Below are 23,885 nucleotides of genomic sequence, written 5' to 3'. Positions count from 1 at the left end.
CACCGACCCAATCATGCCAAAGGCCGCGAACGGAATCGTTCGCGGCCTTTTTTTCATGAGACCCGCTGCAGTCGCCGCTTAACCTGCGACTGCCGGCTCCGCCAACAGCTCCTGCAACGTTGCACTGCCGGCTTTTCCTTTCCTGTCGCGCAACCGCGCCACGAACATCGATACCGGATGTGATTGCAGCTTTTCAAACGCAAGGAACACATCACCGCGCAATGCCGGGTCGGCGGAACATACATCGCGAAAGATCAGACTGTGCTCACTGTCCGGGTCAACGATAACCAGATGTTCCTGAACAATCTCGAACAGCAATCTTTGCGGATCATCGAAGGCCCAGATCAATTTGCCTGGAATGGCTGGCACTTCACCCAGTGCGTGCCGGCAGTCGACGATGACTGAGTCGAGCCTCAGCCAGACAGCCTTCGTCAGGTGACAAGTCACGGCGCCCTGCCCCAATCGCAGAATCAACGTATTGACGTCATCGGGAATCAGCGGCAGGAGATCACCCAAGGTCTTTTCTCCTTCGACAACCAGCACTTCGGCGTTGCGCTGGACATAATCGAAGGGCCCGATGCTTCGCCTGTCCGGATACACACGCACCCGTCCTTCCCGGGCCTCATGCAGCAACACATTGACCTGGCCTTGAGTGCCCAGCAGCGCATAGTCCGCGGGTAGATCCTTACCGGTAATCCGGATCAGCCGGGCGCTTTGGACGGCATACCACTGCAAGCTGTCGGGTTCGGACTCCACAGATACAAATTCGCCATGCTCTTCCGTTTCCAGTAACGCCTGGAGATCTTCGATCAAGTGGTCGCCATGGGCGCTCACCCAGTCGTGGCTGACGCCGGTGATGATCTCAACCTCTTGATGGCGCAGCTCCAGCAATACACCGTCAACGGTTGTCCCACGCAAGCCGGCGCCCTCGATGGTCACGTCGGCAAAACGCCAATCCGCCCACCTTTGTTGATGAGCCGGCAACCTGTCGTTCAGCAACAGTCGCGAGCCCGTGCCGAATGCCTGATCAAGTTGCTGCGGATCGATGAACATCTGACTCCAGATTTCACCGCTGGACAGATCGAACAGCCAGACCGCCTGATTGTCCGGGGTAACGCCAAGCAGGCGAATTTCCTTGTCGAGTCCCGGATCGCACAGCACCAAGCGGTTATTCACATACCAGGCACACACGTTGCCGTTATCGGCGAAATTGCGCAGGCCGACAATGGCAATATTGTTGCCCGGGTAACGCTCGGCAATCGGCTCCAGCGCCTGCCACCACTGGGCGCGACCCTTGAGCCACTGCTCGCTCAGTCCGCCCAGCTGCACCTCGCCTTGCGCGCTCAGGTTGAAAAACATCCCGTCCTCATCGAGTGCCACATAGCCGCTCTCGACGGCCACGACTTGCTTGAGCCCGGCGGGTTGCACCCATTGGTGGGCCCATTGTCCCTTGCCCTCTGTCACGGTCCGTTGCAGTCGGCAAAGGGTCTGGGCGAGCCGGTCGTAGATGAAGAATATGTCGCTGTCGTCGGCCATCGGCAACAGCACCAGATCGTTCAGGTGCTTGATCGAATCGGCCCAGCCACGCGTGTGTTGAGGCCGGGGCAGGGGATGAATGAGCAACTGATCGCGACTGCGAACCCACGCCATGTCTCGCCGATCCGGGTCAAACTTCCAGCAGATCGAAACGTAAGGCGCCGGCTGCCAGTCGACCGTTGTAAAGCCGTCCCGCTCAGGAACAGGATTGAAAGACACATACTTGCCAAACACCGATGACCAGTCGGCCAGCGTTTCGCTGGCAAACACCAACGCCTGCAGTTCCCGCGCCATATCGTGAGTCACGGAACTCAACAGCAATCGACCTTCATGAATCAGGTAACGGTACTGCCTGGCAGCCTGATTGCCCGTGACGTACTCCTGCACGATATGAATCACACCATGAGCATCCGCTTCGATACTGCGAATGGAGCCTTTGCTGTCCTCTAGCAGTAAGCGATAACGATTCTTGAGCAAGCCTGTGGCGGCATCGACTTGCCAGATCTGGTGGCCCTCCGGTTGGTAGAAATAAGCAGAACCCTCGACCACCATCGACAGCTGCGCCTCGTCGGCCTCAAGGACGGTCTCGTTGCGGATATACAGGAAACGATCTTCAGCGCAGTCATACCAGGCATTGGTGTAACGGGGCTCGTCCGGCGCCTCGAATGGAATCAGGTAACGATGGATCCGCGTGTACGGCAATACCAGTCGATGCTCCTGCGCGAGGCCTTTGTAGTGCGCCAGCAATGCCTGTTCATCGAGTCCTTCAGGCGCTGTCTGCTGGAGAATGTCCAATTGGCGTTTGCCAGGATCAACGCTGAACAACTGTTGATCCGCCACCCGGATCAGCACCTCATGACGACCTTTACCGGAAATTTTCACATGGACAGTACCGATGTACAGTTCGCCGTAAGGCTCGACGCGGATATCACTTTCACTCGCCCAGCTTGCCTGCAACACCCAGCGGCATTGCTTCAGGCTTGGAGAGACAAGACGGATACTTGCGCCGGGATTGAGCATCAATGAACAGCTCCCCCCCGCGCCTGTCAGCTCATACGACAGCTTGCCGTGCCAGGCATCCGGCAAAACGGGCACCACCAGTGAACGATCCACCGCATCCAGTTGCACCTCGATGACTGTTTCGCGATACACCGGATTCAGGCGATGAAGGATGTAATGCGACGGAAAGGAATAGAACGTAAACAGAAATAGCCGCCGACCATCCGCTTGCTTTTTTTCAAGGCGCCGGGCCGTGTCAAAACCGGGGTCGTGAAATGCGAAGGCGAAAGGCAGCGCCTTGTACTCATAGCCGTAAAAGGTTTGCGGCGTGCATGGCAGCACAATGGTTTGCCCTGTGGGCGGCGCAAATTCTTTTTGACCGGGCAGGTTCAATTCCTGGCGGATATTGATCGCCCGCGCGTAATCAACATCGAAACCCGGCACTCCGAAGTGGTCGTGCAGTGGAAACAGCTTCGGGCTGTCGAGCAGCAACTTGCCGGCTCCCAGATCTATGCGCTGGACGATCAGCGAAGGCCGCACGACCCAGGCGCCAACGGTGTGATCGAACCGGTAGCCGTGCGAGCGATACCCCCGATTCATGTCGTCGAAGAACTTGCCGACCTCCTCGGCGTCTCGCAAGATGCTGGCAAACCCTTGGGCCAGCGCAGCAACACCAATGGCCAGGCCACCAAGAATCACTCCGGCGCCACCGAGCACCGCAGCGGCGGTCGATGCGCCGGCCAATCCTGCACCGATACCGCCTGCCGTGAGCGCCAGGCTGGCGGTATCGAATGTCAATTGAGTACCGAACTGGGCCTTCTCGACTTCGTTTTGCGCCGTCGACAACTGATAAATATCAAAGCCGACATTGGCCAGCCCCAATACGGCGCCGATACCTTCACCGGCTGCATGTCCCAAAGCTTCGCCGACGACCGGAGCGCAAGTACGAGCGATGATTTTCTCTTCTCTCAACGCGGTGCGAACCAACTGCACCAGGCCAACCACATCCACGACGGTGCCATGCGCCAACTGGGCATAGTTGACGTAAGCGTGCAGGCGCACGGCGGTAGTCAACGTCCGGCCCTCCCCTTCCCGTCCACGCAACGCGTTCATCAACGCCTGAATGGCGAACCCTGCGTTGAGGGTGTGGACACTGCCGGCTTCGGTCGGATCCACGACGCCGCCCGTCTCGACCGGTTTGCGCGCCAGGGTCGAAAACTGTTCCGACAGCCAATTCTTGATCCGCAACAAACGGTGATCGCCGCTGATCACCTGAACCTCGTGTTCCGGGTCTGACGGATTGATCAGACTCACCCGATATTTGCCCTCGGGGGTAATTTCCAGCGTTTCGAACAACGGCACCAGTGGCGTTACCGACGCATGCAAGTCCTGCAAACCGACGCTGGCGTGTGCGATCTGCTGTCCCCACCAGTGGCTATCGAGCTCCAGCAAACTGCTGCCCAGATGCCAATTGTTGACCAGCGATTGCCCACGGGCACTGTTCAGGCGCTGGCGAACCGGACGCAGCGGTGCTCCCGGCAACGGTTCGGACTTCAGTAGCTGCTCCACGGCAAATCCGGCAGACAGCTTCAAGACAGACACCTTTTCTCCATGCAGGTCAATCAGGTCAAACTCCGGCCGGGCTTGCGAGCCATAGGCTGCGTAATGCCGCGCCATGCCTTGCTTCAGAAAAAAGTATTCCAGCGCCCGCTTGAACATGGCCGGATGCTCGAATTCGAACAACGCGAAGTTGGGGTCGTAAAAATGATAAGTGGTGTGATCGCCCTCTACGGTCTTGGCCACCAGCATCGAATGATTGTCGGAGTTAAGCATCAGCGTGCGGCTGCCTTGATGTTGCTCGAGAGCGGCAGTGACCTGATCCAGGTCCGCGCGGTCAAGCGGTGCCCCTACATCGTTCAATTGCACATCCCGCAGCTCTTCCAGCGATTGAAGGAAGGTTGCCGAATCAGCTTGGTCGGGATCGATGGCGGACAGATAGAAACGCTCACGCAACTGCCGAGAGGCCACGTCGTCCTGCAGCAGTGCAGCGCTCATCACCAGGGCTAACGGGTAGCACCGGCCGCCAACCGCCTCGCCACCGCTGCGCAGCAGCAGATCCTGGGGAACCAGTTTGATGCTGCTGGCTTCGATCTCGTCGAGTATCTGCCCCACCTTCTCGACGATCTGCATGCGATGTTCAAAGGTGGCCACTTGCTGGATTTGCGCCACATGGCAACCCCACTGGCCCGCCGTCTGCGCCTGTGTCAATGCAGCCTTTTTCAGTTCAAGCGCGCTGCCGGCCGTCCTCGGCGCCGGTTCAGAATCGCTGATCAGACCGACCATGAACCCCGGTGCCTCGCGCTTGTACAGTTGCCGCTCAATGACGGCGTAACGACCTGAAGCGCCTTGCCCGACCATGCTGTTGGCCAGATTGTCCAGCTCACCGGTGAACTCTACAAAGCGTTGGTTATGCAGCGAGTCCATCCCCAACAACACCCCCAGCGACAGCCTCTGCAAGGGGGTCGTCTCGACGAAGTGGCGGGAGCCATTGGCGATGTCGCTCAGCACCTCATCGACACCCAGGTTACGGTTTTGCCCTTGGCTCAGGAAAGCAGGGGCTTGCGATTCAAGGGGCTGATTACAGATGGCCTGCCGATCATCAAAACTCAGCGGCAGTGGAACCTCGAAGCGGATAGCGCCAGTGTGCCCCCGACTCATCGCCGCCATGAACGGCTCGCCCAGCCCTTCGACCAAACGCTCCAACACGTGGGTCAGCAGCACCGGTCGCTCTTCGATCACCGGCCAGCCCTGCTCGAACTCAATCGTCGGGCCTTTGAGCAATTGCCCGATATCGCCGCTGTAACGGGTCTTGTATTGGCCTTCCTGCCAGCGTTTCTGCTCATTACTGACCCATTTATCAGGGTCGGTTTCATTGTCCTTCCAGGAATGGTCCAGTTCTTCTTCGGTGGCGCGGTTGACCGACGCGTAGCGCGCGATGGCGGCCTCCTTGCGCACGGTCTCAGCCACCGAGGGGGTAAAGTGGGCTCTTGCGTAATCGGCCATGCCATCACGCACGGCTCCGGGGCCGGTCAGGTAGATAGTCCCTTCGCTCTGAAGCCGAATGCCGTCGCGAAAGTAGGTCGCAATGGCATCGATCAGAAACCCTGCAAATATTTCCTCTTCCATCGACAGCTCAATCAGCGGCCCATACGTTCCTTCCACCACTTCCTGCACCAGCGGCGCCATGGCATCAACATCGCTCAAAGCAACGCCTCGTCGGGCGGCCAACCGGTTCGAAGCCTCAATCACCTCATAGTTGAACCGGAAACGCTCGAGCACGGTTTGCAGAATTGTCGAGCGGGGATGCGCCATCAGAAATGCATTCGTTATCGAACTGCCTTCCGACGCCGCACGCAGCATAAAGGGTCGGGCCAACCGATCTGCCGGTGGCTGAAATACCTGACTCAGGCCCGGCCGGCCTTGTACAAAAGCCTCCAGTGCCGGCAAATGCTCAGGGGGAATCGTCTCGATGTAACTGGAGGATGCCCGACGCCCAGGCATCCATTCGGGATTGTCATTGAGCAATAACTGCAAAATCCCCAAATGCGCATCGGAACCCAAACTGTGGATATCGACTCCGCCCAGCGTTCTCGATAACGGCGGCAGGTTATCCACATCGGCATAGAGGCCACCTTCGCCAAACAGAACTTCAACACGCACCACATCGGACGCCGCCGCCAGATTGCCGCGCAATCGCATTTCCTGTTCGTAGATGCCCTGTAATTGCAACGGCACCTCGGCCGCATCAAGATCGCGCAATTGGAAACCGTTCATGTCCTGCACACTGCGGTGATTGCTTTCCTTCAACGCTTGCAGTTGCGCCGCATCCTGGCCGTAGGCCCGCGTCAGCAGATCCATCCGTGCCTCATCGGCTGATTCACCGTTAGCCACTGCCGCATTAATGTGTGCGTACATCTGTTGCTTCAGAACAATGGCGCGCTCCTCGTACAGGGTTGCCAGCTCATCTTCGGAGATACTTTTGTCTGCGACCTGCGTCAGGGCATGCGCCTTGGCGGCGTCAACAATCAGTTTGTTGGTTTGATAAGCCAGCAGCGCATCGCTGTCATACCAGAGATTGAGGGTGTAGCCATGCTCGGCCAACACCTGTTTCCATAGGTTGAGGTAATCGCGCTGAATGGCGCCGAGACCGCCACCGAGCCAGACAAAATGCAACACCTTGGGAACTTCCGTCGCCACTGTGTTCATCTGCTCGACACTGAACCGAAGACGCGACTCATACCGTTCGACTTCGTCATGTATCTGCGATAGTGGCATCGCGGTGTCGTCAGCATTGCCCGGCGTCTGCGAATCAAGATTGCGTTTGACTCGCTTGTTGCCCAGCAACAGTGTCAGCGTGTGTTTGAATAACCCTAACGGTTCCAGCAGTCTTGGCGACTCCAGCAGCCCCACACAGGCAAAGTAATAACGCAATAGTTCCTCGTAGTGTGGACTGTCTTTATGCGACGACAATCCGCGCTCAAGATCCGCCAGTTTGAAAAGACTGACAAAATCAACATAACCATCCTTGTTTCGGCGCTCAATATCGTGCATGCGTATCCCGTTTACTGTTTCGGTTTAATTATCAACGAATAGGCCAGCCAATAAGCACAGACACTCAAACAACAGGGCATCTAAAGCCTTGATCTGGAAGTTGAAAACTACGCTTTGAAACAGGCAAGCTCAAACAGGAAGAAATTCAATTAGTTTCAATAAAATAGAAACAAAAAAACTCAACAACACACTCTAACGACACCAAAAGTCACTTAACACACCACGAGTAAACATTAAACTACTGCCACTTCAAACAAACCTGTCACACACTCAACAATGCAAAATATTTAATATTTCCGAATAAATAAAACAAGACATTAGCGACAGAAAAAAGACCACAGGCAACCGCGCCAAATCCCATGACAGCCGCTGAAAAGGACGACACGTTCGAATGTGGAAAAAACCAACCCGACCACTGGGATTCCAGTGCTGGGAAGTGACGGAAAAGACTGCGGCCCCGAAGGGCCGCTGGATATCAGGACGCCGGTTTTTCACCGTACCAGCGTGGCGTATACACCCAATCGCCGCCCTCGGCGCGAGGGAACGCGCAGGTAGTGGACGAGCCGACGAGCACCATGGTGCGCATGTCCACTTGATCCGGGGTCAACGCCCCCAGGGTGGTCGTGCGCAACGTCTGTCCCGGTCGGCCGATATCCCGCCCCAGCACCACCGGCGTTTCAGGTTTGCGATGCTGCGCGACGATCTCCAGCGCACGCCCCAGCTGCCATGGCCGTGAACGTGAGATCGGGTTATAGAACGCCAGGGCCAGGTCCGCTTCGGCGGCCAGGTCCAGACGCTTTTCGATGATCGACCACGGCTTGAGATTGTCCGACAGGGACATCACGCAGAAGTCATGCCCCAGCGGCGCACCGGCCTGGGCAGCGGTGGCGAGCGACGCGGAGACGCCCGGCAGGATCTCCAGCTCGACAGTGTGCCAGGCCGGGTCACTCGACTCGTGCAAGGCTTCAAGCACCGCCGCCGCCATCGCGAACACGCCCGGGTCGCCTGAGGACACCACGATCACCGAACGGCCCCGGGCCGCCAGTTCGAAGGCGTGACGGGCACGCTGCATTTCTTCGCGGTTGTCGGTGCAATGCAGCACCTGATCCGCGCGGAAGGGACCGGCCATGCGCACGTAGGTTTCGTAGCCGAGCACATCGGTGGCCCGGGCCAATTCGGCCTTGACGGCGGGCACCATCAGTTCGGCGGCGCCCGGGCCGAGGCCGATCACGGCCAGACGCCCGCGTGGGCGGCCGACTTGCGTGAGGTCCAGCGGCTGTTCGGTCACGGCCACAGCCGCATTGTTTGTCGTTGCGATGATCGTCGCCTCGGGCACCGCGCTACGGGCCAACGCACCGATGTCGCTCGCCGGCGCGACAAAACGCAGCGGCACACCCAGCGCAACGGCCGCTTCATGCAACACCGGGTTGGCCATTTCAGTGTCAGCCGCCACCAGACAGGCCAGCGCCTGCACCGCGACGTTCGCCTGCTGTAACGCCGCGCGAACAGTGCTCGGTAAATCCGCCGCGGCGGCACCAATCGCCACCGCAACACTGCGCGGATAAATCACCAGCTCATTGGCACTCGCCTCACGGGCGTCGCTGCCGACATGGATCGAACGCTGCGCCAGCGGATCTTCCACCAACTGCGCCTGCTCCAGCCACGGCGCCGCGCCTTCGATGCGCACGCTGTGCCCGGCGAGCAAATCAGAGACAAAACGCTTGCCCAGTTCCAGATCGCCAAGGGCGTAACCGCTTGGCGGATTGAGCAGGCAGGTGCCAAAGCGCAGTTCGCCGCTGGTGGTGATCGCCGCGGCGACCTGCAAACCGGCAGCGATCTTGCGCGCCATGACGTTCACGCCAGCGAGGCCACCGAGCAAGGGCACCACCGCGCTGCCGTCTTCGGCCACGGCCAGCACCGGCGGCTCGGCGCCCTTTTCCAGCAACAGCGCGGCCAGGGTGCGAATGACGATCCCCGCCGCGCACAGGGCAATGATCGGCGTGTCCTGCTGATACAGCTCGCGCAGGGTCGCGCCGAATTCGGGATAAGTGCGGTCGGCGCCCTCGACCCGTCCGGCCAGGCCGTGGATCAACGCAGCCGGATACACCTGTTGAATGCGGCGGGCAGTGGCCAGACTGCCTTGACCGAGAATGACGATTGCGGGCGTGGAATGAGTCATCAGCCTTGCCACCGCTCGCCGGGAACGATGATCAGCGAGAAATACGGCGAGGACATCGGCTCGACCTGATCCAGCGGCACGATTTTCTGGTTGGCCATGGTCGCGCGCTCGACGTACAGCGCACGCTCTGCCAGACCGAGTTCTTCCAGCACCTGACGGACCTTGGGAAAGTTGCGCCCCAGTTTCATGATCACTGCCGCATCGGCATCGGCCAGGCGACGCTTGAGGTCTTCGTGGGGCAGCACGCCGGACAACACCGACAGGCTCTGATTGCGATACACCAGCGGCGCGCCCAGTACCGAGGCACCGCCGAGCATCGAGCAGACACCCGGCACGACTTCGGCTTCGTAACGCTCGGCCAGTCGATCGTGCAGGTACATGTAGGAGCCGTAGAAGAACGGATCGCCTTCGCAGATCACCGCCACATCACGGCCGGCGTCCAGATGCGCGGCGAGTTGTTCAGCGGCCGTATCGTAGAAATCGCTGATCACTTGTTCGTACGACAACGGCGCCGGCAGCGCTTCGGTGGTCACCGGATAAACCAGCGGCAGCAGGGTTTGCGGATCTTGCAGATGCGCTTCGATGATGCCGAACGCATTGCCCTTCTTGCCCTTGGCAACGAAGTACGCCACCACCGGCGATTCGCGCAGCAGGCGCAAGGCTTTGACGGTAATCAGTTCCGGATCACCGGGGCCGACGCCCAGGCCAATCAAACGTCCAGGTTGCTGCATCATTCGATCTCCGTGGCGAGGGCATTGACGGCGGCGGCGGCCATGGCGCTACCGCCCAGCCGGCCTTGCATGATGACGAAAGGCACGCCACGGCTGTCCGCCGCGAGCATCGCCTTGGATTCGGCGGCGCCGACGAAGCCCACCGGGAAGCCGAGGATCAGCGCCGGCTTCGGCGCGCCGGCATCGAGCATTTCCAACAGATAAAACAGTGCGGTCGGCGCGTTGCCGATCACCACCACGCTGCCTTCCAGATGCGGGCGCCACAGCTCCAGCGCGGCGGCGGAACGGGTATTGCCCAACTCGCGGGCAAGCTCCGGCACGCTGTCGTCGCGCAGGGTGCAAATCACCGGGTTGTTGGCCGGCAAACGCGCGCGGGTCACGCCCTCGCTGACCATCCGCGCGTCGCACAGAATCGGCGCACCGGCCGCCAGCGCGTCGCGCCCGGCCTTGCCGGCGCCTTCGGAAAACTGCAGACCGTCGATGGCCTCGACCATGCCGCAGGCGTGGATCACCCGCACCGCGAGTTTCTCCAGATCGGCCGGAATACGCGCAAGGTTGGCCTCGGCGCGAATGATCGCGAAGGAGTTGCGATAGATCTCCTGACCGTCGCGGATGTAATCAAGCATCAAGGGAACTCCGTGAGCGGGCGTCGAGTAAGGCTGCGACCGCTTCAATAGTAAGGTTGTGTGCGTGCAGGGCGCCGAAACCCGGCTGCCCTGCATCGCGAAGATAGAGGTCGTAGTGACCGGGGGCGACAGCCAGCAGCGTGACCGGTGCCACATGGGCCGCGGCGCAGGAACGCTGGCAGCCGGACAAATGCACTGCTTGATCGTGACGTTGCAACAGCGCAGCCAATTGCATGGCGTCGCTCTTGGTATCGGCCAGGCCCTTGCCGCAGCCAGCGGAACCGGTGCAGGCGATCAACCGTGACACAGGCTGATCAGCGCCACATAGCAGGCCCAGTTGCTCCAGACGCCTAATCACTTCAGGCGCCCGCTCTTTGCGAACGTTGGGCAGCAACAGATTTTGCCATGGAGTGAAACGCAGACTCGCGTCGCCGAATTCCCACGCCAGTTGCGCCACGCCCCTGAGCATGACGGGATCGAGCCGCCCCAAAGGCGGTACGGCGCCGACATAGACGTATTCGGTTCCAGCCTGTGGATGATCGCCGATGTGCAGGGCACCTGGGGTCAACAAGCGCTGCCAATCGGCAATCGACTTCAAGGGCACGCGCTCGGCCAGGCGAGCGAGAAACTCTGCGATTGGATAGTCGGCCAACAAATGACGCATTCGTGTTTGATCCGGACGCGCCAGATCGAGAAACAACTCCAGCACCGCTACCACCAGTGCGTGCCCCAGCTCGAGTGACACCGCGCCTGCGGGCCTGTCCGTAGGGCAACCCGCCAGACCGAACGCCAGCAACAGCTCGCCGTTTCGCTCAGCAGCAGACAACCACAGATCATGCGGGTGTTCGAGCATCGCCAACGCCTCGCCGCCATCGAGTTGCACGGCAAACTTGGCGCTGAGTTCGTGGAAACGTTCGTGGCTTTGCAGCGTCGTGAGGATCTGCTCCGCCAGCGCATGCGTGTCGAAGAGCATGCGCCGGTCAACCCCGGCAGACGGGCTGAGCATCAGATTGCGCACATCGTCGCCCGCCGCGGTACGCGGCCCCAACCCTGCGGCGAGCAGGCTGTCGATCAAAGCCATCTGCTGACTGCCAATCCCGCGAATCTGCAGGTTGGCCCGGTTGGTCGCCTCGATCACGCCCCCGGCAAACCGTTCGGCCGCGCTGGCCACCGCTTCAGCCTGGGCCGCGCTGATCGAGCCGCCGTTCAATTTGATCCGGCAGATGCCGCCATCCAGCGCCGGGACGATACGCAGCAACCCCGGGCAGGCCGAGGGGCGTAAGGCGGTAGACATCGGGCGTTCGTTCAAAGGGGCGACCGGCTGTGTGGGAAAGGCGCTTCGCGGGCGAAGGCGCGGTATTATGCCTGCTTTGTCCGACGGCATGAAAAGCCTGCCCGTCGGAACACCCCGTTTGAGGCATTTTTTGAGGACTGCAGATGTCGCCCTGGCTGACAGTAGTAGGTATCGGTGAAGACGGCTTCAAGGGGCTGGGCAAGAACGCCCGTCGCGCCCTGCTGGGTGCTTCGCGGATATTCGGCGGCCAACGGCAACTGGATTTGTTGCCCGTGTGCATTCGCGGTGAGCGCCAGCTCTGGCCCAGTCCATTCTCCCTTGAACCCCTATTGGCGCTGCGGGGCGAGCCGGTTTGCGTGCTGGCCAGCGGCGACCCGATGTTCTTTGGCGTCGGTGCCAGCCTGGCGCGGCAACTGCCCGGCGCAGAAATGCTGATCCTGCCCGCCCCATCCTCCGTGTCACTGGCTGCCGCTCGCCTGGGCTGGCCGTTGCAGGATGTGGTGACGCTGTCGGTGGTCGCCCGTCCCGTCGCCGCGCTCAACGCTCATTTGTTCAGTGGTGTGCGTTTGCTGGTGCTGAGCAACGACGGCCAGAGTCCAGCGGCCATTGCGGCGCTGCTGCGTGAGCGCGGTTTCGGGCCGAGTCGCCTGACCGTGCTGGAACATCTGGGCGGCGAAGCCGAACGGCGCATCGAGGGCGCTGCCAACGACTGGAGCGACCCGGCGATCGCCGATCTGAACCTGATCGCCATCGAATGCATCGCTGAACCCAACACACCGCGCCTGTCACGCCTGGCCGGCCTGCCAGACTCAGCCTTCCAGCACGACGGCCAACTGACCAAGCGCGACGTGCGCGCCATCACCCTCGCCCGCCTTGCCCCGACACCCGGCGAACTGCTGTGGGACGTCGGCGCCGGCAGCGGTTCGATCGGCATCGAATGGATGCGCGCTCACCCGAGTTGCCGGGCGCTGGCCATCGAAGCGGATGAGGGACGGCAGGCGTTGATTGAACACAACCGCGATGCCCTGGGCGTTCCCGGCCTGCAATTGATTCGCGGCAGTGCGCCGCAAGCCCTGAGCGGACTCGAACGCCCGGACGCGATTTTCATCGGCGGTAGCGTCACTCGTGAAGGCGTGCTCGATACTTGCTGGGCGCAACTCAAACCCGGCGGCCGGTTGATCGCCAACGCTGTGACACTGCAAAGCGAAGTGACCTTGATGGCCTGGCGTGAACGGCATGGCGGTGAACTGACCCGCATTCACGTCGCCCAGGCGCAACCGCTGGGCGAGTTCGATACCTGGCGTCAGGCGCTGCCGATTACCTTGCTGGACGTGACGAAACCCCTCGATGCGTGACGAAACCGCCGAACAACCCGCCCCGCTGCGCAGCGGCTTGACCACCGGCAGCTGCGCCACCGCCACCAGCCTCGCAGCCGCCCGCCTGCTGCTCGGCGGCGTGGCAGCGGACGCCGTCGAGATCATTCTGCCCAAAGGCAAACGGGTGCAAATGCGCCTGGAATTCTGTCGGCTGACGGACGACGGCGCCGAAGCAGGAACGATCAAGGACGCCGGCGACGACCCCGACGTGACCCACGGCGCCCTGCTGTTTTCCCAGGTGCGCTTGCACAGCGAACCGGGTATCCGCTTCAGCGCCGGCCGTGGCGTCGGCACCGTCACCCGGCCCGGGCTGGTGCTGAACGTCGGCGAACCGGCGATCAACCCGGTGCCGCGCAAGATGATCACTGATCACCTGACGTTGCTGGCCGAGGAACTGAATTACCAGGGCGGCTTCGAGGTCACGGTGAACGTCGAGGACGGCGAAGCCCTGGCGCTGAAAACCATGAACCCGCGGCTGGGCATTCTCGGCGGCTTGTCGATCCTCGGCACCAGCGGCATCGTCCGGCCATTCTCCTGCGCGGCCTACATCGCCTCGATCCACCAGGGCATCGACGTCGCCAAAACCAACGGTTACCTGCACATCGCCGCGTGCACTGGCAACGCCAGCGAAGACACCATGCGCCGGGTCTACGACTTGCCGGAAATCGCCCTGATCGAAATGGGCGACTTCGTCGGCGCGGTGCTCAAGCACTTGCGTAAAGTACCTGTGGAAAAACTCAGCCTGTGCGGCGGCTTCGGCAAGATCAGCAAGCTGGCGGCCGGGCACATGGATTTGCACAGTCGGCATTCAAGCATCGACCTGCCGCAACTGGCCGAATGGGCCGCGGCGGTCGGCGCGGATGAAGCGTTGCAACAGGCGATCCGCGACGCCAATACCAGTCAGCAAGCCTTGGCCATGGCCAGCGCCGCCGGGATCGCCCTCGGCGACGCGGTGTGCCAGCACGCCCTCGACTTTGCCCGCAGCGTGGTGCCGGCGCAGGTTCAGGTCGAAGTGTTCGCCATCGATCGCCAGGGCGGGATTGTCGGCCATGCGGGAGTTTTTCAATGAAGCGCGTGTTGTTGCTCGGCGGTGTCACTGAGGCATTGGCCATCGCCCGAACCCTGGGGCCGGAGCACATCTACAGCCTGGCTGGCGTCGGTCGTGTGCCGACGGATCTGAACTGTCAGGTCCGCGTTGGCGGCTATGGCGGCGCCGAAGGTCTGGCGCAGTTCATCCGCGATGAAGGTATTGACCTGCTGCTGGATGCGACCCACCCCTACGCGGCCCGCATCAGCCACAACGCCGCCACCGCCGCGAAGTTGAGCGGCATTGCGTGCTGGGCTTTGCGGCGTCCGGCCTGGCAGCCACAAGCCGCAGATGACTGGCGCGAAGTCAGCGACTGGGCCGAGCTGATCGAAGCGCTGAAACCCTTTCGCCGACCGCTGTTCACCCTCGGTCGCGAGCCATTGCAGCACCTGCACGAAATCCCGCCGGAGCAATTCTGGACGTTGCGTGCACTGGACGTTTATCCGGGCAACGCGCGCTGCGAAGTGATCGGCGCGCGAGGGCCGTTTCTGATCGAGGATGAACGTGAGCTGTTCGAACGTCGGCAGATCGATGTGCTGATCAGCAAAAACAGCGGCAGCACTGCCACCGAGCCGAAACTCGAAGTGGCGCGGGAGCGTGGAGTGCCGGTGCTGGTGTTGAAGCGGCCGGTGTTGCCGGGGGTTGATAGGGAATTTGGGTCTGTGACTGAGGTTTTAGCGGCCCTCACACAAAACCTGTAGCAGCTGCCGAAGGCTGCTACAGAGAATGTGCAACGCCCTACATATCCGTCGGACCTCACGCACAACATTATCCAAATCGGCTGACTTGTGGGCTCATACCCCATCCCTATATTTCAGAGCTCCACGAATGTAGCGAGAAGTGCCGAATGCCCGAGAAATTCACACGCTTCGATATCACTGAGTTTCTCCTGGCACCTGCCGACTTGCGGAACTACATCAAGGCCTGCGAAGAGGAAGACCTGGGTGATGGGAGCTTCAATCGTGTAGCGCTCAGAGATGTCAAACACACAATCCGGGCAAGAATCCAAATCGACCCTCAATTCGCTCAGGCATTAAGAATCGAAGTCGCTACACTCTTTCAAAACGGCGAGGCTGAGCTTGCACGTCGGCTGCTCGACATGTTGACTGACGCACTGCGACACCAAACCGCACGCGGCCTTTTTACTTATCGCCCCTGATCAGGCTAAATAGCCGCGCCTGATTGCTCACTCAACCGGATCTGCCCTCATGTCCCGACAACGGCTTGCATTTGCCTGGATCGCCTGCTTTGCAGTGCTGTTCAACATGCTCGCCATGCCGATGTCCGGAGCGATGGCCCAAACGGCGAAATCGCCGGCCGAACAGTTGCTGTGGGGCAGTTTCTGCTCTTCCAGCGGCACGAAGCTGGTGGCGATTTCCCTGGGCGACATCGAGCAGAAAGCCCCACAAAGCGACGATCATTCCAACATGCAGCATTGCTGGTGTTGCTCGGGCTCCGCGCCGTTGGTGGCGTTGCCGGGGCATGCGCCGCAGTTGTATTACGCGCGATTCGAGGCCAATCGAAGCGTGCCGCCTGCCACGCTCGACACACCGACACCGCGCCAGCAATGGCCCAGCCTCAACCCCCGCGCGTCCCCTCTGGTGTGATTCCTTCTCGCAATTGACCTGCGTTTTGAATCGTTCTGGAGAACTGCCATGTTGAACAAACTCATCGTCCTGGCTGTGTTGCTGCTGCCTGCCTGTTTTGCCAATGCCCACGAATACAAGGTTGGCGAACTTGAGATCGCCCATCCGTGGTCGCAGGAGTTGCCGCCCAACGCGCCCACCGTCGCGGCGTATTTCGTGATTCACAACAGCGGCAAAACCGCTGATCGGCTGCTCAGCGTCGGCTCGCCGATATCCGGTAAGGCCGAATTGCACGAACATGTGATGCAAAACGATCTGATGAAAATGCAGCAAGTGCCCGACGTCGAAATCCCGGCTGGCGGCGAAGTCACCTTCGCGCCGATGGCGTACCACGTGATGCTGCTGGAGCTCAGAGACCGCAACCTGTTGAGCGACGGCAAGCACTTTCCGCTGACCCTGCACTTCGAGAAGTCCGGTGATGTAACGGTCGAGGTCTCGGTGCAGAAAAAGGCGCCGGACAGCATGCAAGCGCACATGCACGCCCAGTAATCGCCCCCGTTGAAAACGCCTATGCGCCTGCATAGCGCCAGGCCATCCGTGCGCCGCCGTCAGTCAATGAGCCTGACCCGCGGCAGCTGGATCAGCCTGTTCGCCATGCTGATGATCTTTATCGGCCCGCTGATTTCTCAGTCGATGCCGATAGATTCGCGCGCGGCGGCTTCGAGCATGGCGATGGGCATGTCCATGAACATGTCGATGGACATGTCGATGGACATGGGCTCGGACATGTCGGCGATGGAGCACGCCGACCACGACGCACAACCGGCTGCCGAACACTGCCGGCCGACAGCCGAGCATCACGCGCTGTGGGAAAAATGCGGCTATTGCAGCCTGCTGTTCAATTGCCCGGCGCTCACCGGTGGCGCTTCATTCACCGCGTTCGACACCCCGCCCGCCCCCACCTTCACCACACCCGCCACCCGCCTGGGCCACGCCCGGCAAACCTTCTTCCCTGGCGCCCGCACCCGCGCCCCGCCCATCGTCACGTAAACACCCACCTCCGATCTCACACGGTTTAGAAGACAGCCCCAGGCTGCCGGCCGTGTCGTTTACGACTGTTCGATGGAAATTGTCATGTCCAGGTTTTCTGCTGACACACGTTTGGGCGCTGCCCAGGCTTTTTTTGCCCTGAACCCATCACGCGTTCATTTCATGCGCGCCACCGCCGCCCTTTGCGGCTTGTTGCTGACACCGCTGGTGCTGGCCGATGAACACGCCGGCCACACCGAAGAACTGAGCCCGACGGTGATCACCGCCATCGCGCCGAGCTCGCCGCTGACCGTCATCACCAACCCCAAGGACCCGCGCCAACCGGTGCCGGCCAGCGACGGTGGTGATTATCTGAAGACCATCCCCGGCTTCGCCCTGGTGCGCAACGGCGGCACCAACGGCGATCCGGTGCTGCGCGGCATGTTCGGCTCGCGCCTGAATATCCTCACCAACGGCAGCATGATGCTCGGCGCCTGCCCCGGCCGGATGGACGCGCCGACCTCGTACATCTCACCGGAAACCTACGACAAACTCACCGTGATCAAAGGCCCGCAAACCGTGCTCTGGGGCCCCGGCGCATCGGCCGGCACCATCCTGTTCGACCGGGAGCCGGAAAGCTTCGGCGAACTCGGCACAAGGGTGAATGCCAGCGTATTGGCCGGCTCCAACGGCCGCTTCGACAAAGTGCTGGACGCCGCCGCTGGCGGGCCGCTGGGTTACGTGCGCGTGATCGGCAACACCGCGCACTCCGATGACTACAAGGACGGCAACAACGACACCGTGCCCTCGCGCTACGACAAATGGAATGGTGATATAGCGCTGGGCTGGACGCCGAACGCCGACACCCTGCTGGAATTGACTGCCGGCAAGGGTGACGGCGAAGCCCGTTACGCCGGGCGCGGCATGGACGGTTCGCAGTTCTTGCGCGAAAGCCTGGGCCTGCGCTTCGAACAGTCAAACATCGGTGAGGTGCTGGATAAAATCGAGGCGCAGGTCTACTACAACTACGCCGACCACGTGATGGACAACTACACCCTGCGCACGCCGTCCGGCACCGGGATGATGGCCGGCCCCATGGCCTCCAACGTCGACCGCCGAACTCTCGGCGCGCGGATCAAAGCCACCTGGCGCTGGGCCGATGTGCAATTGATCAGTGGCCTGGATGCGCAGACCAACGAGCACCGCCAACGCAGCGCCATGGGTATCGACACCTACAAGGATGTGCCCCGCAACAAGGACGCCGACTTCCACAACTACGGCGTGTTCAGCGAACTGACCTGGTACGCCGCCGACCGTGATCGACTGATCACCGGCGCACGACTGGACCGTGCTTCGGCCAAGGATTATCGACAGACCATCGGCTCCGGGATGATGGCCCGCCCCAACCCGACCGCCGACGACACCCGCGCCGACACCCTGCCCAGCGGTTTCGTGCGTTACGAGCATGACCTGGCCGACAGCCCGACCACGCTGTATGCGGGCCTCGGTCATGCCCAGCGGTTCCCGGATTACTGGGAGCTGTTTTCGCCCAACTCAGGCCCTGCCGGCTCGGTGAATGCGTTCGACTCGATCAAACCAGAGAAAACCACCCAGCTCGACTTCGGCCTGCAGTACAAGACCGCAGACCTCGAAGCCTGGGCCTCGGGTTACGTCGGGCAGGTGCGTGACTACATCCTGTTCAACTACACACCGGGGATGATGGGCATGACCTCCCAAGCCGAGAACATCGACGCGCGAATCATGGGCGGCGAACTCGGTGCAGCCTACAAACTGACGACCAACTGGAAAGCCGATGCAACCCTGGCCTACGCCTGGGGCAAGAACAGCAGCGACGGCAGCGCCCTGCCGCAGATGCCACCGCTGGATGCGCGCTTCGGCCTGACCTACAGCGAAGACAACTGGAGCGCCGGCGCCTTGTGGCGGGTGGTCGCGGCGCAAAACCGCATCGACCGGAACAAGGGCAACGTGGTCGGCAAAGACTTCGACAAAAGTTCGGGGTTCGGTGTGTTCTCGCTCAACGGCGCGTACCGGATCAACAAGAATTGGAAGGTCAGCAGCGGCGTCGACAACTTGTTTGGCAAGGCCTACGCCGAACACCTGAACCTGGCCGGCAATGCCGGTTTCGGCTTCCCGGCCAACGATCCGCAAGCCATCAACGAACCGGGGCGCACGCTCTGGACCAAGGTGGATATGAGCTTCTAAAAGCATCGCGGGCAAGCCCGTTCCCACATGGGCGACGTTGAACCTGTGGGGGCGGGCTTGCCCGCGATCGGTTGCACAGCAACCGCACTAAACAATAAAGAACCACGCCTAGCGGAGCACACCCAATGAAACAACCCAAACCGAATTTCTACAACCAGGCCTGGCGTTGGCATTTCTACGCCGGCCTGTTCGTCGCGCCGTTCATGGTGATGCTGGCCCTGACCGGCATCGTCTACCTGTTCAAACCGCAACTCGATCCGTTGATGTACGGCAGCCTGCTGAACGTCCCGGCCGGTCATCACACCGTGGCCGCCGACGACCTGCTCAAACGGGTGAAAGAGGCGTATCCACAAGCCCGGATCAAACAATACCTGCCGCCGGTCAACGCCGAACGCAGCGCGCAATTTGTGGTGATCAATGAAGGTCATGAACTGAACGTGTTCATCGATCCGTACCACGGCGACATCCTCGGCGAGCAAGACGCGAAGAACAATCTGCAGGCGCTCGCACGCTCGATTCACGGCGAGTTGATGATCGGCACCGTCGGAGATCGGCTGGTGGAGCTGGCCGCCGGTTGGGGTGTGGTGTTGGTGGTCTCCGGGGTGTTTTTGTGGTGGCCACGCGGTCAGTACGCCGGCGTGCTGTGGCCGCGCCTCAGCCGTCGCGGACGTGTGCTGTGGCGTGACCTGCACGCGGTGACCGGGTTCTGGGGCGCGGCATTGCTGCTGGTGATGCTGCTCAGCGGCATGACCTGGACCGGCTTCTGGGGCAAGCAATACGCCGACCTCTGGAACCGCTTTCCGGTCGCCATGTGGAATGACGTGCCCAAGTCCGACGTCGAGGCCCGCAGCCTCAACAGCGCCACACGCCAGACCGTGCCGTGGGCCATGGAAAACACGCCGATGCCAATGTCTGGCGACCATGCCGAACACATGGCTCACACCGGCGCGCAAGCCGGTCCGGCGGCACCGACCATCAGCCTGCAAGACGTGCAAAACATCGCCGTGCAGCGCAAGGTCAAGCCCGGCTACAGCATCACCTTCCCCACCACCGCCACCGGCGTGTTCACCATCGCGGTGTTCGCCGACGATCCGCGCAACGACGCTACCCTGCACGTCGACCAGTACACCGGCGACGTCCTCGCCGACGTGCGCTGGCAGCATTACAGCAACGTCGCCCGCGCCACCGAAGTCGGCGTGATGCTGCACGAAGGCAAGATGTTCGGCCCGTTCAATCAGATCATCGTGCTGCTGATCTGCCTGATGATTTTGCTCAGCGCCGTCAGCGGTGTAGTGATCTGGTGGAAGCGCCGGCCACAGGGCAAGTTCGGTGTGCCGCCGTTGCGTCACGACCTGCCGAAATGGAAAACCGCAATGGTCATCATGTTCGCCCTGGCGGTGATGTTTCCGTTGGTGGGGGCTTCGCTGGTGGTCGTATGGGTATTGGATTGGGGGCTGCTGTCGCGCTTGGGCCGGCAAACTGAATCCACTTCACCTTCATTATGAAAACAGGCGAGATACGTGTACGCGCAAAGCCAATACAATGCGGGCCGCGATCTTTCTTCGTCACCGCCGATTGATCGTTCCCACGCGCAGCAAAGGAATGCAGCCCGGGACGCTCCGCGTTCCCTCCAGAGCCGAACGCGGAGCGTCCGTTGAGGCATTCCCACGCAGAGCGTAGGAACGATCGTTAACGCCAAGAGAAATGCATGACCTCGCTGAACCTCTCGAACCTCGCCTGGACACCCCTGGGCCACGGCCACTGCCATCACCAGTTCCAGCTGCGTGACGCCTCCTTGCACGTGGCCGCCGGTGAGTTCGTCGGGTTGATCGGCCCCAACGGCAGCGGCAAGACCAGCCTGCTGCGTTGTGCCTATCGTTTCAGCAAACCGGAGAGTGGCGAGGTCAAGCTCGACCATCACAACGTCTGGAAGCAATCCTCCCGCTGGTGCGCGCAACGTATCGCAGTGGTGTTGCAGGAATTTCCCGACGCCTTCGGCCTGACCGTCGATGAAGTGGTCGCCATGGGTCGCACGCCGCACAAAGGGCTGTTCGATGGCGACACCCTCGAAGACCGAAAGCTGGCGACCCTAGCCCTCGAATCGGTCGGCCTCAAGGGCTTCGAAGACCACGCTTTCGCCACCCTGTCCGGCGGTGAAAAGCAGCGCGTGATCCTCGCCCGCGCCCTGGCCCAGCAACCGCAATTGCTGATCCTCGATGAGCCGACCAACCACCTCGACCCGCGCTATCAACTGGAACTGCTGCAACTGGTCAAACGCCTGCAGATCGGCACGCTGGCGAGCATCCACGACCTCAATCTGGCGGCGGCCTTCTGCGATCGGCTGTACGTGATCCACCACGGTCGCATCGTGGCCAGTGGCACCCCCAAAGAAGTCCTGACCACACACCTTTTACACAACGTGTTCGGCGTCGACGCCCTGATCGATGACCATCCCTTGCACGGCTACCCACGAATCACCTGGATAACCCAACCATGACATTGCGTTCCCTGCTTTGCGTCGCGTTGTTGCTGGGCAGTGCCCATGCCTTCGCCGAGGCCACGAAATATCCGCTGACCGTCCAGAGCTGCAACCGCGCAGTGACCTTCAAGCAAGCGCCGAAACACGCGGTCAGCCACGACATCAACATGACTCAGATGATGCTCGCCCTCGGTCTCAAACCCAGGATGGCCGGCTACAGCGGCGTGACCGGCTGGAAATCGGTGACGCCCCAGATGCAGTCCATCCTCGATGGCTTGCCGGAACTGGCAGCCAAGTACCCGTCGGTGGAAACCCTGCTCAACGCCAACGTCGATTTCTTCTTCGCCGGTTGGGACTACGGCATGCGCGTCGGTGGTGACCTCACGCCGCAAACCCTGCAACCGCTGGGGATCAACGTCTACGAGCTCACCGAGTCCTGCGCGTTCGTGATGAAGCGCCCACCCGCGAGCCTGGAAGACACCTACAACGACCTGCGCAACCTCGGCAAAATCTTCGACGTGCAAGACCGCGCCAACGCCGTGATCGCCCGGATGCAGGCGCAAGTCGCCGAAGTGCGCCAGGATCTGCCAGCGGACAAGCCTCGGGTATTTCTGTACGACAGCGGTGAAGACCGGGCCATGACCTCCGGGCGCCTGGGCATGCCGCAGGCGCTGATCGACGCCGCCGGCGGGCGCAACATTCTCGATGACGTCGAGGCGAGCTGGACCCGGGTCAACTGGGAGAACGTGGTCGAGCGCAATCCGCAGGTGATCGTGATCGTCGATTACGGCGAAGTCACCGCTGAACAGAAGGAGCAGTTTTTGCTGAACAACCAGGCCCTGCAATCGGTGGACGCGATCAAGAACCAGCGCTTCATCGTCATTCCTTACGTACAGGCCACCCCGGGGATCGACAACGTGCTGGCGGTCGAAACCCTGGCCAAGGGTTTCCACGGCGAATGATCGACCGTCGCTATGCCTTGTTGCTGATCGGCCTCGGCATGCTGTTGCTGATGTCGTGTGTGGTGTCGCTGGGCTTCGGCCCGGCGCGGGTGCCGGTGGACGTGGTGTGGCGGATTCTGCTGCACAAGGCGTTCGGTGTTGGCGAGCAGAACTGGACGGCCGGACAGGAACACATCGTCTGGCTGATCCGCGTGCCGCGCATGTTGCTCGGCGCGCTGGTGGGCGCCGGCCTGGCGCTGATCGGTGCGGTGCTGCAAGCGGTGACGCGCAATCCATTGGCCGATCCGCACTTGTTGGGCGTGACCTCCGGCGCGACCCTCGGCGCGGTGATCGTGGTGTTGCATGTCGGTGAAATCGTCGGCCTGCTGACCTTGCCCATCGCGGCGTTTATCGGCGCGCTGTTGAGCATGCTGATCGTGCTGATGATCGCCAACCGTCATGGGCGTCTGGACAGTGATCGGCTGCTGCTGTGCGGTGTCGCGGTGTCGTTCGTGATGATGGCGATCGCCAACCTGCTGCTGTTTCTCGGCGACCATCGCGCCAGTTCGGCGGTGATGTTCTGGATGCTCGGCGGCCTCGGGCTGGCGCGTTGGGAATTGCTCGCCGTACCCGCCGCGAGTGTATTGCTCGGGCTGGTTTTACTGCTGGGCATGGCCCGGCCGTTGAATGCGTTGATGGCCGGCGAGCAGACCGCCGTGACCCTGGGCCTCAATGCCCGCACCGTGCGACTGCGGGTGTTTTTGATTGCCTCGCTGATGACGGGAGTGCTGGTGTCGATCAGCGGCTCGATTGGTTTTGTCGGGCTGATGGTGCCGCACATTGCACGACGGTTGGTGGGGGCCGAGCATCGGCGGTTGCTGCCGGTGTGCGTGTTGTTGGGCAGCCTGTTCCTCGTCTGGGTCGACGTAGCCGCACGCACCCTGATCGCCCCGGAAGACCTGCCCATCGGCGTCGCCACCGCCGCGATCGGCGGGCTGTTCTTCATCGGTCTGATGCGCCGGCGCTGACTCGCCGCTCCCACAGGGTGATCATTCCCACGCTCCGCGTGGGAATGCCGCCAGGGACGCTCCGCGTTCCGCTTTTGAATGTTTAACGGATGTATCAGAACGCAGACCTTTCCCACGCATCTTTCAGGTTGTCCGTCGGAAGCGGGCTCTCTAGTCTTTG

At 61.4% G+C, this 23,885-nt stretch carries 17 protein-coding genes; 12 read left to right on the top strand and 5 right to left on the bottom strand.

The features are described 5' to 3' along the window. Window positions 1-78: 78 nt before the first annotated feature. From PSH69_RS02960 to cobG, 5 genes are all read right to left on the bottom strand, one after another. On the bottom strand, window positions 79-7,146 hold the full coding sequence (locus tag PSH69_RS02960) for a TcdA/TcdB pore-forming domain-containing protein (protein WP_305410992.1): 7,068 nt from the start codon (window positions 7,144-7,146) through the stop codon (window positions 79-81). A gap of 475 nt (window positions 7,147-7,621) precedes the next feature. Further along, a complete protein-coding gene (gene cobJ / locus PSH69_RS02955; RefSeq protein ID WP_305410991.1) occupies window positions 7,622-9,325 on the bottom strand; it encodes a precorrin-3B C(17)-methyltransferase in 1,704 nt (567 codons plus the stop codon). Next, complete coding sequence (locus tag PSH69_RS02950) at window positions 9,325-10,056, bottom strand: precorrin-2 C(20)-methyltransferase (RefSeq protein ID WP_018928431.1); 732 nt, start codon at window positions 10,054-10,056, stop codon at window positions 9,325-9,327. The genes cobJ and PSH69_RS02950 overlap by 1 nt, the downstream gene beginning before the upstream one ends. Beyond that, window positions 10,056-10,682: a precorrin-8X methylmutase gene (locus PSH69_RS02945; protein ID WP_007937188.1), complete on the bottom strand. Its 627-nt coding sequence runs from the start codon at window positions 10,680-10,682 to the stop codon at window positions 10,056-10,058. The genes PSH69_RS02950 and PSH69_RS02945 overlap by 1 nt, the downstream gene beginning before the upstream one ends. After that, complete coding sequence (gene cobG / locus PSH69_RS02940) at window positions 10,675-11,976, bottom strand: precorrin-3B synthase (protein ID WP_305410990.1); 1,302 nt, start codon at window positions 11,974-11,976, stop codon at window positions 10,675-10,677. Before cobG ends, PSH69_RS02945 begins: the two co-directional genes overlap by 8 nt. 143 nt (window positions 11,977-12,119) lie before the next feature. Between cobG and cbiE the strand changes: the two genes are divergently transcribed. From cbiE to PSH69_RS02880, 12 genes are all read left to right on the top strand, one after another. Continuing rightward, window positions 12,120-13,331 (top strand): precorrin-6y C5,15-methyltransferase (decarboxylating) subunit CbiE, encoded by a 1,212-nt coding sequence (gene cbiE / locus PSH69_RS02935; protein ID WP_305410989.1) that lies wholly within the window; start codon window positions 12,120-12,122, stop codon window positions 13,329-13,331. Next, window positions 13,324-14,421, top strand: a complete 1,098-nt coding sequence (locus tag PSH69_RS02930; protein ID WP_305410988.1) for a cobalt-precorrin-5B (C(1))-methyltransferase — start codon at window positions 13,324-13,326, stop codon at window positions 14,419-14,421. Before cbiE ends, PSH69_RS02930 begins: the two co-directional genes overlap by 8 nt. Continuing rightward, window positions 14,418-15,140, top strand: coding sequence for a cobalt-precorrin-6A reductase (locus PSH69_RS02925; protein ID WP_305410987.1), 723 nt, complete (start codon window positions 14,418-14,420; stop codon window positions 15,138-15,140). The genes PSH69_RS02930 and PSH69_RS02925 overlap by 4 nt, the downstream gene beginning before the upstream one ends. 146 nt (window positions 15,141-15,286) lie before the next feature. Continuing rightward, window positions 15,287-15,598 carry a hypothetical protein gene (locus PSH69_RS02920; protein ID WP_105340416.1) on the top strand — a complete coding sequence of 104 codons (312 nt, stop codon included), beginning with the start codon at window positions 15,287-15,289 and terminating at the stop codon, window positions 15,596-15,598. A 49-nt stretch (window positions 15,599-15,647) separates the two neighbouring features. Continuing rightward, window positions 15,648-16,046, top strand: coding sequence for a DUF2946 domain-containing protein (locus tag PSH69_RS02915; protein ID WP_305410986.1), 399 nt, complete (start codon window positions 15,648-15,650; stop codon window positions 16,044-16,046). Window positions 16,047-16,094: 48 nt separating this feature from the next. Continuing rightward, window positions 16,095-16,574 (top strand): copper chaperone PCu(A)C, encoded by a 480-nt coding sequence (locus PSH69_RS02910; protein ID WP_305410985.1) that lies wholly within the window; start codon window positions 16,095-16,097, stop codon window positions 16,572-16,574. 21 nt (window positions 16,575-16,595) lie between these two features. Next, on the top strand, window positions 16,596-17,075 hold the full coding sequence (locus tag PSH69_RS02905; RefSeq protein WP_305410984.1) for a DUF2946 domain-containing protein: 480 nt from the start codon (window positions 16,596-16,598) through the stop codon (window positions 17,073-17,075). 84 nt (window positions 17,076-17,159) lie between these two features. Then, window positions 17,160-19,277: a TonB-dependent copper receptor gene (locus PSH69_RS02900; protein ID WP_305410983.1), complete on the top strand. Its 2,118-nt coding sequence runs from the start codon at window positions 17,160-17,162 to the stop codon at window positions 19,275-19,277. A 125-nt stretch (window positions 19,278-19,402) separates the two neighbouring features. Next, the gene (locus tag PSH69_RS02895; protein WP_305410982.1) at window positions 19,403-20,782 is read left to right on the top strand and encodes a PepSY domain-containing protein; all 1,380 of its coding nucleotides are present in this window, start codon (window positions 19,403-19,405) and stop codon (window positions 20,780-20,782) included. A 203-nt stretch (window positions 20,783-20,985) separates the two neighbouring features. Beyond that, window positions 20,986-21,774 (top strand): ABC transporter ATP-binding protein, encoded by a 789-nt coding sequence (locus tag PSH69_RS02890; protein WP_305410981.1) that lies wholly within the window; start codon window positions 20,986-20,988, stop codon window positions 21,772-21,774. Next, on the top strand, window positions 21,771-22,718 hold the full coding sequence (locus PSH69_RS02885; protein WP_305410980.1) for an ABC transporter substrate-binding protein: 948 nt from the start codon (window positions 21,771-21,773) through the stop codon (window positions 22,716-22,718). The genes PSH69_RS02890 and PSH69_RS02885 overlap by 4 nt, the downstream gene beginning before the upstream one ends. Continuing rightward, window positions 22,715-23,725 (top strand): iron ABC transporter permease, encoded by a 1,011-nt coding sequence (locus PSH69_RS02880; protein ID WP_305410978.1) that lies wholly within the window; start codon window positions 22,715-22,717, stop codon window positions 23,723-23,725. The genes PSH69_RS02885 and PSH69_RS02880 overlap by 4 nt, the downstream gene beginning before the upstream one ends. Window positions 23,726-23,885: the final 160 nt, after the last annotated feature.

Origin of the sequence: Pseudomonas sp. FP1740 (genome assembly GCF_030687165.1) — a bacterium.
Classification (GTDB): domain Bacteria; phylum Pseudomonadota; class Gammaproteobacteria; order Pseudomonadales; family Pseudomonadaceae; genus Aquipseudomonas.
The sequence above is the reverse complement of the archived record's forward strand: the minus strand, read 5'-3'. Positions and strand labels throughout refer to the sequence as shown.